The sequence below is a fragment of the Marilutibacter aestuarii genome (assembly GCF_006546775.1).
GTDB classification, from domain to species: Bacteria; Pseudomonadota; Gammaproteobacteria; order Xanthomonadales; family Xanthomonadaceae; genus Marilutibacter; species Marilutibacter aestuarii.
On record NZ_VICE01000140.1, the window covers coordinates 26,277 to 43,666 of the forward strand.

General features: G+C 68.7%; 16 protein-coding genes. 12 read left to right on the forward strand and 4 right to left on the reverse strand.

From position 1 onward, the window contains the following. The first annotated feature begins 103 nt into the window (after positions 1-103). The 3 genes from FKV25_RS16305 to FKV25_RS14455 all read left to right on the forward strand — a co-directional run bounded on the left by FKV25_RS16305 (position 104) and on the right by FKV25_RS14455 (position 2,546). Positions 104-901: a hypothetical protein gene (locus FKV25_RS16305; RefSeq protein WP_170218658.1), complete on the forward strand. Its 798-nt coding sequence runs from the start codon at positions 104-106 to the stop codon at positions 899-901. Positions 902-990: 89 nt separating this feature from the next. Next, the gene (locus tag FKV25_RS14450) at positions 991-1,854 is read left to right on the forward strand and encodes a TSCPD domain-containing protein (protein ID WP_141519492.1); all 864 of its coding nucleotides are present in this window, start codon (positions 991-993) and stop codon (positions 1,852-1,854) included. Positions 1,855-1,925: 71 nt separating this feature from the next. After that, positions 1,926-2,546 carry a PH domain-containing protein gene (locus FKV25_RS14455; RefSeq protein ID WP_141519493.1) on the forward strand — a complete coding sequence of 207 codons (621 nt, stop codon included), beginning with the start codon at positions 1,926-1,928 and terminating at the stop codon, positions 2,544-2,546. Between the two features lie 879 nt (positions 2,547-3,425). Here FKV25_RS14455 and FKV25_RS14465 read toward each other — a convergent pair. Beyond that, on the reverse strand, positions 3,426-4,481 hold the full coding sequence (locus tag FKV25_RS14465) for a GGDEF domain-containing protein (protein WP_141519494.1): 1,056 nt from the start codon (positions 4,479-4,481) through the stop codon (positions 3,426-3,428). Between the two features lie 336 nt (positions 4,482-4,817). Between FKV25_RS14465 and FKV25_RS14470 the strand changes: the two genes are divergently transcribed. From FKV25_RS14470 to FKV25_RS14495, 6 genes are all read left to right on the forward strand, one after another. Beyond that, complete coding sequence (locus FKV25_RS14470; protein WP_141519495.1) at positions 4,818-7,031, forward strand: TonB-dependent siderophore receptor; 2,214 nt, start codon at positions 4,818-4,820, stop codon at positions 7,029-7,031. A 20-nt stretch (positions 7,032-7,051) separates the two neighbouring features. Beyond that, positions 7,052-7,378: an iron uptake protein gene (locus FKV25_RS14475; protein ID WP_211345454.1), complete on the forward strand. Its 327-nt coding sequence runs from the start codon at positions 7,052-7,054 to the stop codon at positions 7,376-7,378. Beyond that, positions 7,375-9,060, forward strand: a complete 1,686-nt coding sequence (locus FKV25_RS14480) for a PepSY-associated TM helix domain-containing protein (protein WP_246072105.1) — start codon at positions 7,375-7,377, stop codon at positions 9,058-9,060. The genes FKV25_RS14475 and FKV25_RS14480 overlap by 4 nt, the downstream gene beginning before the upstream one ends. Beyond that, complete coding sequence (locus FKV25_RS14485; protein WP_141519496.1) at positions 9,053-9,439, forward strand: DUF3325 domain-containing protein; 387 nt, start codon at positions 9,053-9,055, stop codon at positions 9,437-9,439. The genes FKV25_RS14480 and FKV25_RS14485 overlap by 8 nt, the downstream gene beginning before the upstream one ends. Before the next feature lie 317 nt (positions 9,440-9,756). Beyond that, positions 9,757-10,530, forward strand: a complete 774-nt coding sequence (locus tag FKV25_RS14490; protein ID WP_141519497.1) for a TerC family protein — start codon at positions 9,757-9,759, stop codon at positions 10,528-10,530. A gap of 320 nt (positions 10,531-10,850) precedes the next feature. Continuing rightward, positions 10,851-11,246, forward strand: a complete 396-nt coding sequence (locus FKV25_RS14495) for an EF-hand domain-containing protein (RefSeq protein WP_141519498.1) — start codon at positions 10,851-10,853, stop codon at positions 11,244-11,246. Between the two features lie 118 nt (positions 11,247-11,364). Here FKV25_RS14495 and FKV25_RS14500 read toward each other — a convergent pair whose 3' ends face one another. Both FKV25_RS14500 and FKV25_RS14505 read right to left on the reverse strand, forming a co-directional pair. Beyond that, positions 11,365-11,742 carry a VOC family protein gene (locus FKV25_RS14500; RefSeq protein ID WP_141519499.1) on the reverse strand — a complete coding sequence of 126 codons (378 nt, stop codon included), beginning with the start codon at positions 11,740-11,742 and terminating at the stop codon, positions 11,365-11,367. A 398-nt stretch (positions 11,743-12,140) separates the two neighbouring features. Continuing rightward, on the reverse strand, positions 12,141-14,123 hold the full coding sequence (locus FKV25_RS14505; RefSeq protein WP_246072107.1) for a catalase: 1,983 nt from the start codon (positions 14,121-14,123) through the stop codon (positions 12,141-12,143). Between the two features lie 391 nt (positions 14,124-14,514). On the opposite strand from FKV25_RS14505, the gene FKV25_RS14510 reads away from it, so the two are divergent. From FKV25_RS14510 to FKV25_RS14520, 3 genes are all read left to right on the forward strand, one after another. After that, positions 14,515-15,723: a phospholipase D-like domain-containing protein gene (locus tag FKV25_RS14510; protein WP_425462636.1), complete on the forward strand. Its 1,209-nt coding sequence runs from the start codon at positions 14,515-14,517 to the stop codon at positions 15,721-15,723. Positions 15,724-15,801: 78 nt separating this feature from the next. Further along, positions 15,802-16,281, forward strand: a complete 480-nt coding sequence (locus FKV25_RS14515) for a YciI family protein (RefSeq protein WP_141519502.1) — start codon at positions 15,802-15,804, stop codon at positions 16,279-16,281. 120 nt (positions 16,282-16,401) lie between these two features. Further along, positions 16,402-17,127: a class I SAM-dependent methyltransferase gene (locus FKV25_RS14520; protein WP_141519503.1), complete on the forward strand. Its 726-nt coding sequence runs from the start codon at positions 16,402-16,404 to the stop codon at positions 17,125-17,127. A gap of 21 nt (positions 17,128-17,148) precedes the next feature. Here FKV25_RS14520 and FKV25_RS16310 read toward each other — a convergent pair. Then, positions 17,149-17,390, reverse strand: a 242-nt coding sequence (locus FKV25_RS16310) for a hypothetical protein (protein WP_425462637.1), incomplete at its 5' end; no start/stop codon positions are given.

A 17,390-nucleotide genomic window follows, 5' to 3' on the forward strand; every position in this document is an offset into this window, starting at 1 on the left:
GCCGGGCATGCCCCCACCGTCGACACCGCTGGTCCCGGGCGCGCGGCACTACTTGATTGCGTCCGTGGCCGGTATAGCATCGCCCTCGGAACCCGGTGTCTGCGTGCTGTCCCGATCCGGTGCTCCAGACGTTTCATGCAGTTGTGACTCAGGCCGCGGCGCACCCGTGCCACGGCCCGTTCAGAAGAAGGTTCATTGCAACCAGTTACGCCCGTCAGGAGGGCACATGAGCAACGGCAACGGAGTTAGCGCGACCCTGTCGCAGGCGGCCGACAGCATGATGGACACCGCATCGAGCGTGAGCGGCACCATTTCGCACAAGGCCGAGGACGTGGTGAAGTCGGTCCGCAAGGCCGCCGCGAAGGCGCGCAAGAAGGCGCAGAAGGCCGCCGAGGACGCCAGCAAGTCGGCCGGCAAGACCGCCGGCAAGGCGCGCAAGGCAGCCAAGAAGGCCGTCAGCACCGCGAAGAAGAAGCTGGCCAGCGCCAGTAGCAGCGCCAAGAAGGAAGCCGCGGCCCTCAAGGCCAAGGGCGCCGGCAAGAAGACCGCCACGAAGAAGGCGGCGCCGAAGAAGGCTTCGGCCAAGAAGGCCGCGAAGAAGACGGCGCCGAAGAAGGCTTCGGCCAAGAAGGCCGCGAAGAAGACGGCGCCCAAGAAGGCCACGGCCAAGAAGGCCGCGAAGAAGGCGGCGCCGAAGAAGGCTACCGCCAAGAAGGCCGCGAAGAAGACGGCGCCCAGGAAGGCCGCGGCCAAGAAAGCCGTGAAGAAGGCGGCCCCGAAGAAGGCCACGGCGAAGAAAGCCGTGAAGAAGGCGGCGCCGAAGAAGGCTGCGGCGAAGAAAGCCGTGAAGAAGCCGGCCCCGAAGAAGACCGCCGCCAGGAAGACGGCGAAGAAGAAGTAAGCACGCCCGAGGCGTCACCCCTCCCTGGCCCGGCCGGGGAGGGGACCCGGGACACCACCGCACCACGCACCACCGCAGGAGTTGGGCCGATGGCCGTCAAGATCGACAAGAAAATCAAGGGCTACAGCGTCGTCACGCCGGAAGACAAGGCCAAGCAGGCCGAGGCCGCCAGGGCCGAGGCCGTGCGCCAGGAGGCCGTGGAGGCCGCACAGGCGCGCGCCGACAACGTCATCCAGATGCACGAGCGCATCGAGCGGCCCGAGACCCTCATCGGCTCCACCTACAAGCTCAAGACGCCGCTGTTCGAGCATGCCCTGTACGTGACGATCAACGACATCGTGCTCAACGCCGGCAGCGAGCACGAACAGCGCCGGCCCTTCGAGATCTTCATCAACTCGAAGAACATGGACCACTTCCAGTGGATCGTCGCGCTCACCCGCATCATGTCGGCGGTGTTCCGCAAGGGCGGCGACGTGACCTTCCTGGTCGAGGAAATGAAGGCCGTGTTCGATCCGCGCGGCGGTTACTTCAAGGCCGGCGGCGTCTACATGCCCTCCCTGGTCGCCGAGCTGGGCAGCATCGTCGAGGACCACCTCAAGTCGATCGGCATGATCAAGGATCCCGAGCTCAGCGACGCGCAGCGCGCGCTGATCGCCGAGAAGCGCGCGGCCTACGCGGCGCTGGACTCAAAAAAAAACTCTGAAGTAAGCCCGGCCGGCGGTTTCCGCGTCGCCGGCGACGCGTCGCCGGTCGTCGACGACCGCAGCGGCGAGCTGTTCCCCGAGCCCCGCGTGCGCGCCGAGCGCCGCGAGGAGGACGTCGAGGTCACCGGCGACGGTGGCGTGTCCTTCCCGCCCTCGGCCACCATGTGCCACAAGTGCAGCACCAAGGCGCTGGTCATCATGGACGGCTGCGCGACCTGCCTCAATTGCGGCTACTCCAAGTGCGGGTGAGCTGGGGTGCATGGGGTGGCTCTCGTTCACTGTGATGTCCAAGTCTTGCAATATGGGGGCTTCGGGAGGTTGTGGTGGTGATCTCTGATTTTCTAACGGACGATCAGGATGAGGCGGCGGTCAGAAAGCTAGTGCCGAAAATCTCCGAGTTGCTCACAAAGGACGAGGCAATCGAGTACATCGCAGTTCAGAAGAAGCTGGTGATGAATTTGACGCCGGACGCAATAGTCCTGACCAATCGAAGGTTCATTGCAGTCAGGCCAAAGATGCTCGGAATGACCTTTCAGGACTTCATGTGGAGAGAAGTGCACGATGTGCACATGAGCGAACAGATGGTCGGAGCAACCATTCTTTGCCGAACAATTGATGGTCGCTATGCACAGGTCGATAGTCTTCCAAAGAAGCAGGCTAGACGTATTTACTCGTATGCTCAGAACATTGAGGAACAGGCATACGAGAGAAGACAGCAGGTAGAGTTGGAGAAGCTTCGAGCTTCTGCGGGAGGCGTTGTCCTGCATGCCCCTTCAGTGCCGGTAGCCCCGCCAGCTATTCCGGAAACATCTCTTCAGGCGGCCACGCTGGTGGAAGATCCAGTCGCGGTCTTGGGGAAGCTGAAGCAGCTGCTGGAAGCTGGTTTGATTGACCAAGGTGAGTTTGATCTTAAGAAGGCTGAGGTTCTGGCGCGGCTGTGAGGAACTGGGTTATGCCTAGTCGAGCGCAATAACTGAAGGGCCTTCCGCCGGACGAGAGGGAAGATCAAGGGCTTTCGCCCGCTCCGCGTGCGAGTCCCTTTTGTCTTGTCAAAAGGAACCAAAATCGCTGGCTCCTGACGCCCGCCGGATCGGCTTCGCCGCTCCGGTGCCCTGTGCTCCTCAACGCCGGCGGCTCGGCGCCCAAACTCGCTTCGCTCAGACAAGGGCGCCTCTACGGCCGCCGCCCTCTGCGGTGCTCGGCGGTCTTTAAGTCGCGAAGATCAACATCAAAAACCATCGCAACGGCAACCAACTTAGCCAAGCGAAGCGAGCACATGTGCTTCGAGGTCGTAGCTTTGGACCGTAGGGTGCAATAAGCGAAGCGCATTGCACCATTCCCGCTGCGCGCCCATCGTCTTGGGGCAATGATCGAGAGCAAGGTCGAAACAAGGGCTGGATCCCAGCGTTCGCTGGGATGACGGCATGGAGGTTGTGGGCCGTAGGGTGGGTCGCGGCATAGGCGATTGCCAGCGTCGTCTCCGGCCGCGCCGCGCCATGGGTGTTGCGTCGCGCAACCCGTCCCACGGTGCTCGAGCCCAGGACCGTAGGGTGCAATAAGCGAAGCGCATTGCACCATTCCCCCTGCGTGCCCATCGTCTTGGGGCAATGATCGAGATCAAGGTCGAAACAAGGGCTGGATCCCAGCGTTCGCTGGGATGACGGCGTGTAGGGTCTGCCGATCGCGTAGCCCGGGTAAGCGAAGCGCACCCGGGGCCTCGGTTCGAGTCCGGTGCCGTCGGGCGGTTCGAGCCGGATGCGATACCCACCGTCGCGTGCTGGCGCCCCCCCGGCCTGTCCGGTGGCGCGTGGCGGCTGGCCTCAGCCGCTGACGACGCGGTTGCGGCCGCCGTGCTTGGCGGCGTAGAGGGCCTTGTCCGCGCGCGACATGAGGTCGCCGACGGTGTCATCGGGCGCGCGGCGGGCGAGGCCGACGCTGATCGTGACAGGCATGGCTTCCGAGGCGAAGGCGACCGCCTCGCGCAGGTATTCGCACTGGATGCGCGCGCGTTCCAGGTCGGCCTCCGGCAGCAGCCAGGCGAACTCCTCGCCGCCGTGCCGGCTGACCAGGCCGAACCCGGCGCTGGTGGCGCGCAGCACGTCGGCGACCTGCACCAGCACCTCGTCGCCGGCGGCGTGGCCGTGGGTGTCGTTGACGGTCTTGAAGTGGTCGATGTCGAGCAGCGCCAGGCAGAACGGCTGGCCGTCGGCAAGCGTCTGCTCGAGCGCGGCGCCCAAGGCGCGGCGGTTGGGCAGGCGGGTCAGTGGGTCCAGGCGCACCTGCTCGTTGAGGTCGGCGTTCTGCAGTTCGAGCTCATCGCTGAAGCGCGACAGCTGGTCCTCGTACCATTCGCGCTCCTGCAACTGCAGGCGCAGGGCGCGCGAGACCCGGCGCAGCTCGAGCAGGGCCGAGACCTGTCGCGACAGCGCGTTCAGCGCCTCGCGCTGGTAAGGCGCCAGGTCACGCGGTTCGTGGTCCATGACGCACAGGGAGCCCAGCGCCATGCCATCGACGTCGACGAGCGGCGCGCCGGCGTAGAAGCGGATTCCCGGCGAGCCGGTCACCACGGGGTTGTCGCGGAAGCGGTCGTCGTCGCGGGCGTCGGGCACGATCATGACCTCGTGCGGATCGAGGATCGCGTGCGCGCAGAAGGCGACATCGCGCGAGGTCTCCGTCTCGTCCAGACCGATCCGCGCCTTGAACCACTGGCGCTCGGCGTCGACCAGGCTGACCGCGCCCATCGGCATGCCGCAGATGGCCGCGGCAATGGTGACCAGGTCGTCGAACGAGGACTCGGCAGCGGTGTCGAGGATCTGGTGGCTGTGCAGCGCCTTCAGCCGGGCGGCCTCGTTGTCCGGTTTCGCCGGTCGCGGCATGGCGGGATCCTGTATGCGATGGACAAAGCATAGGGATCGCCGCAAGGCGCGCAACACCCGGTCGGTCCTGCGTCACGGAATGGGCCTTGCCTCGTCCGGGTCGGGGGCTGCCGCCACGATGCCAGTACGAGAATCCCCACCCGGACCCTGGCCCTTGCGCGAATGAGAGCTATTCGCGTTTAATAGACGCCGTTGTCACCCGGTGGGCAAGCCGTCAGCCAGCCGCCGGTCCCTCGACCCCGCCCTTCGTCGCCTGGCCCCCCACGGGGCCCGCGCAGTCACGCCCGGCGGCCGCTCCCCTCGCCCTGCACCTGCCGTATCCGGAGTCTTTCCCACGTGAACACCCGTCTCACCCCCGCTCGCCGCGCCGCCCGCCTTCCTGCCCTCCGCGCCAGCACCCATGCCGTGCGCCTCGTGCTGGCGGGCCTCGCCTGCGTTGGCCTCGCCTCGCCCCTGCACGCCGCGGAGGCCGCGCCGGACGGACGGGTGAGCGCCACCGACCTGGATGCCGTCGAGGTCGTGGCCCAGCGGGCCAGCGACTATCGCCCCGACGCCTCGGCCACCAGCGCAGGCCTGGTCCTCAGCGCACGCGAGACCCCGCAGTCGATCACCGTGGTGACCCGACAGCGCATCGAGGACGAGGGCCTGGAAACGGTGACCGACGTGGTCGCCAACACCACCGGCGTATCGGTGAACCAGTACGAGACCCATCGCGCCGGCTTCACCGCGCGCGGCTTCGACATCACCCACCTGCAGGTCGACGGCGTGCCCACGACGTGGGAAGCGGCCTGGAGCTCGGGCGAAGTGCAGACCAGCCTGGCGGCCTACGATCGCGTGGAGGTCGTGCGCGGCGCCACCGGCCTGATGACCGGCGCCGGCGATCCGTCGGCGGCGATCAATCTGATCCGCAAGCGCGCCGACAGCCGCGAGCTGACCGGCAACGTCGAGCTGGGCGTGGGCAGCTGGGATCGCCAGCGCATGTACGGCGATGTCGCCGCGCCCCTCAACGCCTCCGGCAGCGTGCGCGTGCGCGCGTCGGGCGAGTTCGCGCAGGGCGGGAGCTGGCTGCGTCATGCGGACGACCAGTCCTCGACCCTGTTTGCCACCCTCGAGGCGGACCTCACGCCATCGACGCGGCTGACCCTCGGCGTCAGCGAACAGGAAACCCGCAGCAATGGGCCGATGTGGGGCGGACTGCCCTACCGCTACGCCGACAGCGGGCGCGTCATTCCGTGGGACCGCTCCGACACCACGGCGGCGAAGTGGACGCGCTGGGATACCGCCTACACGAACGCGTACGCCCGCCTCGAGCACCGTTTCGCGAATGGCTGGCGCGTGCGCGCCGATGCCAGCCGTGGCAAACGCGATGCCGACTCTTTCCTGCTGTACCTGTCCGGCCCGCTCGTCGAGGACGGCACCGGCCTGACCGCGTTCCCGGGCGCCTACATCACCGCGACCCGCCAGGACGACGTGGGCCTGCACCTGGACGGCCCCTTTACCCTGGGCGGGCGCGAGCATGAGTTCGCCGCCGGCCTGCTGTACTCGGACAACGACTTCATCGCCGACAGCCGCGACGCGCCCTGGCCGTATCCCGAGGTCGGCGACTTCGACGACTGGGATGGCAACTACCCCGAGCCGGCCTGGGGCGCCCCGTATCGCTACGAGAACGGCCACACGCGCCAGGACGCGCTGTACGCGGTCGCGCGCTGGTCGCTGGGCGCGCCGGTCTCGCTGGTCACCGGTGCGCGCGTGACCGACTACACCCGCACCGGCGAAGGCCTGTGGACCGCGCCGCATCAGGTCGATGTCGACCATGAAGTCACGCCGTATGCCGGCGTGGTCTGGGACTTCAGCCCGGCCTGGTCGGCCTATGCGAGCTACACCGACATCTTCCGGCCACAGGACGCACGCGACCTGGAGGGCGACCTGCTCGATCCCGTCATCGGCAAGAGTGCCGAAGTCGGACTGAAGGCAGAACTCGCCGGCGGCCGCCTGTACGCGTCGGCCGCGCTGTTCCGCATCGAACAGGACAACCTGGCGCAGGAGGCCGGCGTGGTGGACCGCGGCAATGGCCCGGAGGTCTACTACCGCGCCGCCGAGGGTGCGACCAGCGACGGCTTCGAGATCGACCTCGCCGGCGAGATCCTGCCCGGCTGGAACGCCAGCGCCGGGTACAGCCAGTTCGAGGCCGAGGACGCCAATGGCGACGCCTTCAACACGATCTACCCGCGAAAGCTGCTGCGCGTGTTCACCACCTGGCGCCTGCCGGGGGCGTGGCGCGCGCTGACCCTCGGCGGTGGCGCGAGCTGGGAGAGCCGGACCTACACGATCGATCCCGCCCTGCCCGGGGGCTCGGACGGACGCATCGAGCAGGCGGCCTTCGCCCTGGTCAACGTCATGGCGCGTTATGCGCTCAGCGACAACGTCGCCCTGCAGCTGAACGTCGACAACCTGCTGGACGAATCGCACTTCGGCATGTTTTCCGCGTACAACGCGCTGACCTTTGGCGCGCCGCGCAGCGTCAACGCCACCCTCCGCTACCGCTTCTGAGGCGCCGGGACGCCATGCCCATGGACACGACCGCCGCCGCGCGCATCGCAAGCGCGCCCGGCCCACGTTCCGCCCGACGCGTGGTGTTGCGCGTCGCGACGGCGCTGCTGGGCGGCTATGCCTTTGCATGGGGCTTCATCGCTGCGACCGCGGCGACGTTGTTCGCCGCCGGCATGGGCTTCCACGATGCCGAGTTCCTGGCCAGTGCGCTCGGATTGCTGGGCTTCGTCGCGGTGTTCCTGTGGGCCATCGCGACGCCCCGGCCGGTCCGGTTCGCGGCGGGGCTGGTCGCGACGGCGTTGGCGATGTCCGCGCTCGCGTCCACGGTCCAGGCGGTGCTCGCGTGAGTGCCGCCGCGCCTGCGTTCCAGGGCGTCCGCCAGGCGATGGCGTGGTTGCACACCTGGTTCGGCCTCGTGCTCGGTTTCGTCCTGATGGCCGCGTTCTTCTTCGGCGCGCTGTCGGTGTTCGACCGCGAAATCGATCGTTGGTCGATTCCCTCGACCCGTTTCGAGCCGCAAGCGATGCCCGCCTTCGACGCGGTGCTGCGGCCGGCCTTCGAGCGCATGCAGCCGGCGCCAGCGGCCGTGGCGGCGATGGCGCCACGCGTGGATGGCCCCATGCCCGAGCGCTACGACACCGTGGTGAGCTGGAGCGCCTACACCACCCATCGCGATCCGGTGCTCGCCCTCTATGCCGGCTACCAGGTGCCCAACGCGAAGGATCCCGAGGAGGCGATCTGGGCCTACGGCACCATCGATCCGCGCGACGGCACGCCCCTGCCGGACGACCGCCTGAAGATCGGCAGCGGCTTCTTCTACCCGATGCACTACAGCCTGACGCTGGACTGGAAGAACCTCGGGATCTGGATCGTCGGACTGTCCGCGCTGGTGATGCTGGCCGCACTCGCCAGCGGCGTGGTCATGCACCGGAGGCTGTTCCGCGAGTGGTTCACCTTCCGCCCGGGCAAGGCCCGGTTGCGCAGCGTGCTGGACCTGCACAACCTGACCGGTGTCGTCGCGCTGCCGTTCCACTTCTTCTTTGCCTTCACCGGCCTGCTCATCTTCGCCGCGGCCTACTACTTCCCCGTCGGCCACACGCAGTTGCATGAGCTGCATGACCTGCACGCGGACCTCGAGGCCCGCCAGACCGGTTTGCCGCACCTGCGCGCCGGCGTGCCCGCGGGGCTGGCCGACGTGGACGCCATGGTCGCCGAGGCGCGCCGACGCTGGCAGGCGCGCGGCATGGCCGGTGACGTCGGCTTCCTGGTGCTGCAGCACGTGGGCGACGCCAACGGCCATGTCAGCGTCTACCGCGCCGGCACCGACCGCATCGCCCTGGTCGGGCAGGCCATCCACTTCAGGGCCTCGACCGGCGAATTGCTCCACGAGGATCCGCCGGCGACGGCGGTGGCCCGGGCCAGCGAATTCCTGACCGGGCTGCACCTGCAGCACTTCCGCCACTGGTTGCTGCGCTGGCTGTATGTGTTCGGCGGCCTGGCGGGCGCGGTCTGCATCGCCACCGGCTTCGTGTTCTTCGTCGAGAAGCGCAAGCGCCAGCATGCGAAGCAGGGACACCAGGGCGCACGCGTCGTCGATGCGCTCGCGGTCGCCGCGGTGACGGGCATGCTCCTGGCGACGCTGGCGATCCTCGTCGCCAACCGGCTCTTGCCCGACGACCTGCCGGCGCGCGGCGACTGGGAACGCCTGGCGTTCTGGGGAAGCTGGTTGCTGGCGCTGCTGCACGCGGGCTGGCGCAGTGCACCGGTCGCGGCGGGGCGCCCGAACCCGGCCTGGCGCGAGCAATGCCGGGCCGTGGCCGCCCTGGCCATCGCCGCGGTGCTGCTGAACTGGACGGGCACCGGCGACCACCTGCTGCGCACCCTGGGCGCCGGCTACTGGCCGGTCGCCGGGGTGGACCTCGCCCTGCTGGCCACGGCGCTGCTGGCGACGCTCGCGGGGCGTCGGCTGCAACGTTCCGCCGAGCGTGCCAGCGAAGCCGTCGCCGGCGGGGAGCCCGCGCGTGTCTGAGTGCTTGCTGGCGCTTGCCTTGTCGGCCTGTGTGGTCGGCATGGGCTGGTTGGCCCTGGCGATGGACGTGCACGCGCGCCAGGCGTGGGGCCGACCCGCCGGCGCGAAGGCGGCGCGCACGCTGCGGGCGATGGGCACCACGGCGCTGGTGCTCGCGCTCGTCCTTTGCCTGCAGGTGGACCACGCCACGATGGCGGTGCTGGTCTGGGTGATGGCGCTTGCCGTCGGGGCCGTCTCGGTCGCGATGGTGCTGGCCTGGCGCGCCCGGTGGCTGGGCCTGCTGGCGCCCTGGACCGGTCGGGACGCCCGGAAGGAAGCGCCGGCGTCGACTCCCGACGGGCATCGCGACCCGGACAACGCCACGCGCCGGAATCGATAGGCACGCGGCCGCGCCCTCGCGCTCCGGAGGTAGGCCACGACTGCGACCGCTCCGACATCGTCGACGACCGCCTCACATCCACGCGTGCTAGCATCGCGCGCTGAAGGGGAGTAGCTCCCAATCGCTGTCGCCGTCATTACGAGCCTTTCCGGCTCCGGTGCAGCAGCAAGCCCGTCATCGCTGGCGGGTCTGCGAGCAAGACCTTCGCCGTACCACGGCGAAGGCATGCCCGTTCGATGCCTCTGTCCCTGGCCCACCCTGCAGCGCGACCTGCGTGTCGCGCCCGGGATCCGTGCAGTCAAACGAAGAGCCCGTCCATGGAAGCCCTCGCCAACCCCGAAATCTGGATCGCACTTGCCACGCTGACCGCGCTCGAGCTCGTGCTCGGCATCGACAACATCATCTTCATCTCGATCCTGGCGGGCAAACTGCCACCCGAGCGGCGCGATACCGCCCGGCGCGTGGGCATCGCCCTGGCGGCCGTGACCCGGCTGTGCCTGTTGTTCGCGATCGCCTGGATCATTGGATTGACCGCGCCCTTGTTCACCCTTTGGGGCCATGCCTTTTCCTGGCGGGACCTGATCCTGATCGGCGGTGGCCTGTTCCTGATCGGCAAGGCGACGCACGAGATCCACCAGAAACTGGAGGGAGCGACCGAGCACGTCAGCGTCGGAGCGGCGACCGCCACCTTCGGTGGCGTGATCGCGCAGATCATGGTGCTCGACATCGTGTTCTCGCTGGATTCGATCATCACCGCGGTGGGCATGGTCGACGAGCGTTGGGTCATGGTGACCGCCATCCTGATCTCGATCGCATTCATGCTGATGTTCGCCAAGCCGATCGGCGACTTCGTCGAGCGGCATCCCACGGTCAAGGTGCTGGCATTGAGCTTCCTGATCATGATCGGCCTGGTGTTGATCGCCGATGGCTTCGGGCAGCACATCCCGAAGGGCTACATCTATGCCGCGATGGCGTTCTCGGTGTTCGTGGAGTTGATCAACCTCTGGATCCGCAAGCGCTCGGCTCGCAAGGTCGCGCCCGTCGAGCTGCACGAGAAATACTCCGACCGGCCACGAGCGAGCGACGCTTGAAGTCTGGACACCCCGGCAGGCCTTGTCTGCCGGGGTGTCGTGCTCGGGGCGACGACTGCGGCCGTCCCGAAGGTGCCGTCATTCGATCGGCGCCCATGCCCGTGGCCTTCACCTGGCGGCGTACTCCGTGAACGCCAGCCCCACCGATGGCGTGGTCCTCCGCGCAAATGTGACGCGGACGCGGGTTTGGAACGATTCCATCACCCCTTGTTTACCGCGTCGTCGTGAGTCTCGGGCACAGAGGATGAAACGGCGCGCATCGAGCGTGCTCCGTGGCCTCTGGAGCGGACACGCCGTCCGCGCAACCCTGGAGAATCCTGATGAACACCCGATCAAAACTGCTTCTTGCCATGCTGGTCCCGGGCATGGCCCTGCTGTCGGCGTGTACGCCGGACACCGACACCGAAGCCGACGTCATGGCGCCCGACGCCGTATCCGAGGCCGACACGATGGCGCCGCCGCCGGTCACCGACGCCACGGAACCGGTCCCGGGTGACATGACGCCGGCGGACGGCATGGATGCGCCGCCGCCCATGGAGAAAAGCTTCGCCGAGCTGGACGCGAACATGGATGGCGGCGTGACCCAGGACGAGCTGGCGCCGACGGACATGCTGTACGAGCACTTCCCGGTCGCCGATGCTGATGGCGACGGCACGCTGACGGAAGCGGAGATCACCCAGCACCGTTCGGACATGGCCGCGCCCGAGGCGCAGTAAAGCCGCAGCCCCGCAGCCCCGTGCAGGCTGCGGTACGGGGCCCGGGGCCGCCCCGGTGGGCCGCACGCGCCGCAGGCCCTCGCGCGGAGGTCGACGGCGAGCCCCGCGGCCCATGGCGTCAGACGGGCTGGATGATCGCCAGGATGTTGCCTTCGCTGTCCTTGAACCAGGCCGCGCGGGCGCCGCCGCCGCTGCCGATCTCGCCCTCCCACTCCATGTCGGGCATGTCGTAGTGCTCGAAGCGCACGCCGCGCTGTTTGAGCGCTGCAACCTCGCGCTCGATGTCGTCGACTTCCCAGAATGCCTGGCTCGCGAGCGAGGTGCCGGCATTGCCGGTCGGATACAGGAACGCGGAGGTCCCGCCGCCGAAGACGTAGGTGACGCCCCCTTCCAGCTCGGCGCCCGGTACGAGGCCGAGGACCTGCTCGTAGAAGTGCCGTGCACGCGCGACATCGCGGGCGGGGAGATATGCGTGGATGGGATGGTCCTGGAGCATGGTGTTCTCCTGTCGAGGCCGGCGCGCGGTCGCGGCTCACGCGACCGATCGCGGCCGGCATGGGGTCGACGATCCTGCGCATGCGGATTCGACAGCTGGTCCACGTCCGCATGCATCGGGCCGGACGCCATTTGCCGCACTGTCGAACGGGCACCCCACGATGCCAGGGGCACCCGTCCCCGTGGTTGATCCCAGGGAACACAAGGGGCCATCGAAGGACCTGGCGCGCCCGGCAAGGCGCGAGGACGCCGACTTCCGGTCAGGAACGGACGATCGGTCGACGCTGCAGCGCCCGCCTGCAGCCGGCGGCACCGCCCATCGGACACAGCGGCCCGTGACGGCGAATCGCGACGCGTCCGGCCTGGAATGCGCGGAGCGATTCCAGGCCGGGCGTGGGCTTACCCCTGTTTGGCGCTGCGCTTCCAGAAGCGGCCCTTGGCCGCGTCGACGAAGCCCGCGACATCCGCCGGCTCGACGACGCCCGCATCGGCCTTGATCTTCGCGGCCGCGAACAGGTGCTTGCGGGTCCCGCCGCATGCGGCGATGGCCTTGAGGTGGTTGAAGGCATCGCGGAACCAGTCCACCGCACCCGGATCACGGGCCAGGCGCGCGGCCTCGTCGGGGTCGAGGACGCTGGCGACCGCGTCGAACATCGCCGAGGGCGTGCCCGCCAGTTGGGCATCGGCGTCCATGGCCTTGCCGTCGGCAAGGCGGATGCGCAGTTTCGGCGCGACCACGGTGACGTGCGCGCCGGCCTTCTCGACGCCGCGCTTGAGCGCCTTGAGTTGCGCGCGGTCACTGCCCTCGGCCACCAGGATCGCGATCGAACGGCCCTTCAGGGTGTCCTTCATGCGATCGATGATGCGCAGGGCGGGGGACGGTTCCAGGTCGAGGATGGGCGCCGCCGGATCGGGCGCGGCCGGCAGCGCGTCCATGCCAAGGCCATCGGCGACGCGTTGCGCCAGCGCCTCGTCGACGTGGCGGAGGTGGCCGACGATCGCCTCGCGCACGTGCGGCGTGCCGACCTTCGACAGTTCGAAGGTATAGGCCGCCGCCATGTGGTCCTGCTCGATGGCGCTCTGGCTGCGGTAGAACATCCGCGCCTGGCTGTAGTGGTCGGCGAAGCTGGCCGGCCGCACGCGTCCCTTGCGGGCATCGTCCGGTGCGCGTTCGGCGAACGAGCGGAAGCCGCGCGCCTCGCTGGCCCTCGGGCCCTCCGGGTCGAGGCTTTGCGGCTCGTAGGCGACGCGGCCGCGAGGGACTTCCATCTGCATGTGGCCATCGCGCTGGTGGTGCGCGAAGGGGCACTTGGGCGCGTTGACCGGGATCTGGTGGAAGTTGGGGCCGCCCAACCGCTTGAGCTGGGTGTCGAGATAGGAGAACAGGCGGCCCTGCAGCAGCGGGTCGTTGCTGAAATCGATGCCGGGCACGACGTTGGCCGGGCAGTAGGCCACCTGCTCGGTCTCGGCGAACACGTTGTCGGGGTTACGGTCGAGCACCATGCGCCCGATGACGGTGAGCGGCACGATTTCCTCGGGGATGAGCTTGGTCGGGTCGAGGTGGTCGAACGGGAAGCGCTCGGCGTCCTCCTCGGTGAACAACTGCACGGCCAGTTCCCATTCCGGGAAGTCGCCGCGGTCGATGGCTTCCCACAGGTCGCGGCGGTGGAAGTCGTTGTCGGCGGCCTGCAGCTTCAGCGCCTCGTCCCACAGGGTGGATTGCAGGCCCAGCTTCGGTCGCCAGTGGAACTTGACGAAGGTCGAGCCGCCCTCGGCGTCGACCAGCCGGAAGGAATGGATGCCGAAGCCCTCGATCATCCGCAGGCTGCGCGGGATGGCGCGGTCGCTCATCGCCCAGGCGACCATGTGCATGCTCTCGGGCATCAGCGAGACGAAGTCCCAGAACGTGTCGTGCGCGCTGCCGGCCTGCGGCCAGCCGCGGTCGGGCTCCATCTTCACCGCATGGATGAGGTCGGGGAACTTCATCGCGTCCTGGATGAAGAACACCGGGATGTTGTTGCCGACCAGGTCCCAGTTGCCTTCGTCGGTGTAGAACTTCACCGCGAAGCCGCGCACGTCGCGCGGCGTGTCGACCGAGCCCGCGCCGCCGGCGACGGTGGAGAAGCGGCAGAACACCGGCGTGCGCTTGCCCTTCTCGGTCAGCACCTTGGCGGTGGTGTGCTTCGACAACGAGCGCGTCAGCTCGAAGTAGCCGTGGGCCGCGCTGCCGCGCGCATGCACGATGCGTTCGGGAATGCGTTCATGGTCGAAGTGGGTGATCTTCTCGCGGAGGATGAAGTCCTCCAGCAGGCCGGGGCCGCGCGGCGAGGCACGCAGCGAGTTCTGGTTGTCGGGGACCGGGATGCCCTGGGCGGTGGTCATCGTCGGATGCGCGCCACCGGCCTGGTGCTGCGGTTCGCCGCCGATGCCGCGTCGCGGCGCGTCCTTGCGTCCGGCCGTGGACCGTGGGGCGGGGGCGGGCTTCTTGCGGCTGGCCATGCGAACTCCATTGCGGGGGGCGGGCGAGGAGTGTCGCGTGCCGCGAGTGAAGGCCTTGGGGTGGCGGCGTGAATGCGTAGGGCCGGCGTTCATTCGCGCCTGCCGCGCGCGCCCCGGCGACACCTGGGCGATACCTGCCCGGCAGCACCCCCTGGCGCGGTTCACGTCCGCACCACGCCCGACCGTCGATGCTCGAGCGCTCGCCCGCGCCTCGTGGCCGGCCCGCAACGCCATGGGTGAGTTCCCGATCGCCCCGACCGGAGCACGCCACCGGATGATCTTCTCCGCCCCCGACAAGCAGGTCCGCTACACGCTCGCGCACCAGTGTCCCGTGGAATCGCCGCAGTTCCTGCGCGAGATGGGCGTCATGCTCGGCCCCGCCATCCTCCCCGGCAACCGCGTGGTGGCGCTCCGCAACGGCGCGGAGATCTTCCCCGCGATGCTGGAGGCCATCCGCAGTGCCCGCACGACGATCACGTTCGAGACCTACATCTACTGGTCGGGCGAGATCGGCCGGGTGTTCGCCGAGGCGCTTTCAGAGCGCGCGCGGGCGGGGGTCAGGGTACACATGCTGATCGACTGGGTGGGCAGCGCCAAGATGGACCAGGCCCTGCTCGAGCGCATGGAAGCCGCGGGCGTCCACCTGGTCCGCTACCGGCCGCTGAACTGGTACAACTTCGGCCGCATGAACAACCGCACCCACCGCAAGCTGCTGGTGGTGGACGGCAGGTTGGGCTTTACCGGCGGCGTCGGGATAGCGGATCCGTGGGAAGGCGACGCGCAGGACCCGGAGCACTGGCGCGACATGCATTTCCGCGTGGAGGGCCCGGTCGTCGCGCAGATGCAGACCGCCTTCAACGACAACTGGATCAAGACCACCGGCCAGGTGCTCAACGGCGAGGACTTCTTCCCCGAACTGCATCCCCTCGGCGATACCCACGCGCACCTGTTCGTTGCCTCGCCGGCCGGGGGCGCGGAGAGCATGCACATCATGTACCTGATGGCGATTGCCGCCGCCGAGCACAGCATCGACCTCCAGGCGGCCTACTTCGTCCCTGACCCGCTGGCCGTCGAGGCCATCGTCGCGGCGCGCGCGCGCGGGGTGCGCGTGCGCATCACGGTGCCGGGCGAACATATCGACTCGAAGGTCGTGCGCATCGCGTCCAGGGCCGCCTGGGGCGAACTGCTGCTGGCCGGCGTGGAGATCCACGAATACCGGCCGACGATGTTCCACAACAAGATGCTCATCGTCGATCGTGCCCTGGTGTCGGTGGGTTCGACCAATTTCGACATGCGTTCCTTCCGCCTCAACGACGAGGCCAACCTCAACCTCTACGACACGGCGTTCGCCGAGGCGATGACGGCGGTCTACGAGGCCGACCTCGAACGCACCCGGGCCTACACCCACGACGCCTGGCGACGTCGTCCGTTGCGGCAGAAATTCATGGAGAAGGTGGTGCGGCCGTTCAAGTCGCAACTCTAGGCCCCGCCGCGCGCGGAAGGCGTGCGACCGGACGGGCGCGAGGCGTATGCTGGAGGCCGGCCTCCGGAGAGCGTGGACATGCGTGGATCGGGTATTCGATGGGTGCTGGCGATGTCGCTCGTCATGGCCGGGGCCGCGCTGGCCACAGGGCCGGCTCCGCCACCCGTGCCGCCGGGCCATGACGCCGTCCTTGCCGAAAAGCTGGGTGCCGACGAGTACGGCATGCGGCGCTATGTGCTGGTGATCCTGAAGTCCAGCGACACCCCGGTGGCCGCGGGCGCTTCGCGCGACGCGATGTTCAAGGGACATTTCGCCAACATGAAGCGCCTCGCCGACGCGGGCACCCTGGTCCTGGCCGGCCCATTGGACGGCGTCGATGGCTGGCGTGGCCTGTTCGTCCTCGCGGTCGAGGACGTCGAGGCGGCGAAGGCGATCGTCGCCACCGATCCGGTGGTCGCCCAGGGCGAGATGGTGCCCGAGTTCCACGCGTATTACGGATCGGCCGCGCTGATGGGCGTCAACGAGGTGCACGCGCGCATCGCGCGCACGAATCCCTGAGCGCGGGGCGACGGGCATCCGCGGCCCGGTAGCGACCGCGTGAAGCCCGGCGAGCCGGTCGCCGGTTAGGCTGGCGATCTCCTGGAACGCGTAGGCCTGGCCATGTCGATACCCGCACGCATGCTGTTCACGCTCCTGCTGGGCGCGAGCCTGGCCGGGAGTCCGCTCCGCGCCCAGGACGCTCCGGCCGACGCGCCTTCGGGCTATACGCAGGTCGAGCCGACGCGCGATGGCATCGGCAAGGCCTACATGGGCCGCGAGATCGCGTCGATCATGGGCTGGCAGGGGGCGCAGTGGCTGGAGCGGCGCGAGCGCGAGCGCGAGGAACGCGGCAGCCGCCTGCTGCGCGCGCTGGACCTGGCGCCCGGCATGACGGTCGCCGACATCGGCGCCGGCAGCGGCTACTTCACCCGCCGGATCGCCCCCCGTGTCGCCCCCGGCGGCCGCGTGTACGCCGTCGACGTGCAACCGGAGATGGTGGCCATGCTGCGCGAGGTGGCCGCCGAGGTCGAGGACGGCGAGGTGGTCCCGGTGCTGGGCGGCGCCCGGGACCCCAACCTCGAGCCGGGCAGCATCGACCTGGCCCTGATGGTCGATGTCTACCACGAGCTGGAATACCCGGCCGAGATGCTCGATGCGCTCGTCCGCGCGCTGAAGCCGGGCGGGCGGGTGGTGTTCGTCGAGTACCGCGCCGAGGACGACGCGGTGCCGATCAAGCCCCTGCACAAGATGAGCGAGCGCCAGATCCGCCTGGAAGCGGAGGCGCACGGCCTCGCCTGGGAGCGGACGGTGGGTTCGCTGCCGCAGCAGCACGTGGTGGTCTTCCGCCGCGCGCAGGACCCGTAACCCTGCGCCGCGGGAGCGGGCTCAGTCGCCCGGGATGAGCTGGGCGCTGCTGCCCGAGCCGAGCACCCGCACGCGACCGCCCACGGCCAGCTTGCTGGCATCGTCGGTCTGGATGGCCGACTCGCTGCCGTCGTCGAAACGGATCATGACCATGTAGGCGACGCCCGTCTTCGGCGCGTTGGCGACCTCGGCGGCGGCATCGGTGGCGTCGCGCGTGGCGCTGCTGGCGACATCGTAGGCGTCGTAGGAATAGCCGCCGGTGG

Coding starts and splice junctions, on each gene's coding strand:
- FKV25_RS14450 (WP_141519492.1), top strand. CDS start 991: ATGGCCGTCAAGATCGACAAGAAAATCAAGGGCTACAGCGTCGTCACG.
- FKV25_RS14465 (WP_141519494.1), bottom strand. CDS start 4,481: ATGCCGCGACCGGCGAAACCGGACAACGAGGCCGCCCGGCTGAAGGCG.
- FKV25_RS14475 (WP_211345454.1), top strand. CDS start 7,052: ATGGACACGACCGCCGCCGCGCGCATCGCAAGCGCGCCCGGCCCACGT.
- FKV25_RS14490 (WP_141519497.1), top strand. CDS start 9,757: ATGGAAGCCCTCGCCAACCCCGAAATCTGGATCGCACTTGCCACGCTG.
- FKV25_RS14495 (WP_141519498.1), top strand. CDS start 10,851: ATGAACACCCGATCAAAACTGCTTCTTGCCATGCTGGTCCCGGGCATG.
- FKV25_RS14500 (WP_141519499.1), bottom strand. CDS start 11,742: ATGCTCCAGGACCATCCCATCCACGCATATCTCCCCGCCCGCGATGTC.
- FKV25_RS14505 (WP_246072107.1), bottom strand. CDS start 14,123: ATGACCACCGCCCAGGGCATCCCGGTCCCCGACAACCAGAACTCGCTG.
- FKV25_RS14510 (WP_425462636.1), top strand. CDS start 14,515: ATGATCTTCTCCGCCCCCGACAAGCAGGTCCGCTACACGCTCGCGCAC.
- FKV25_RS14515 (WP_141519502.1), top strand. CDS start 15,802: ATGCGTGGATCGGGTATTCGATGGGTGCTGGCGATGTCGCTCGTCATG.
- FKV25_RS14520 (WP_141519503.1), top strand. CDS start 16,402: ATGCTGTTCACGCTCCTGCTGGGCGCGAGCCTGGCCGGGAGTCCGCTC.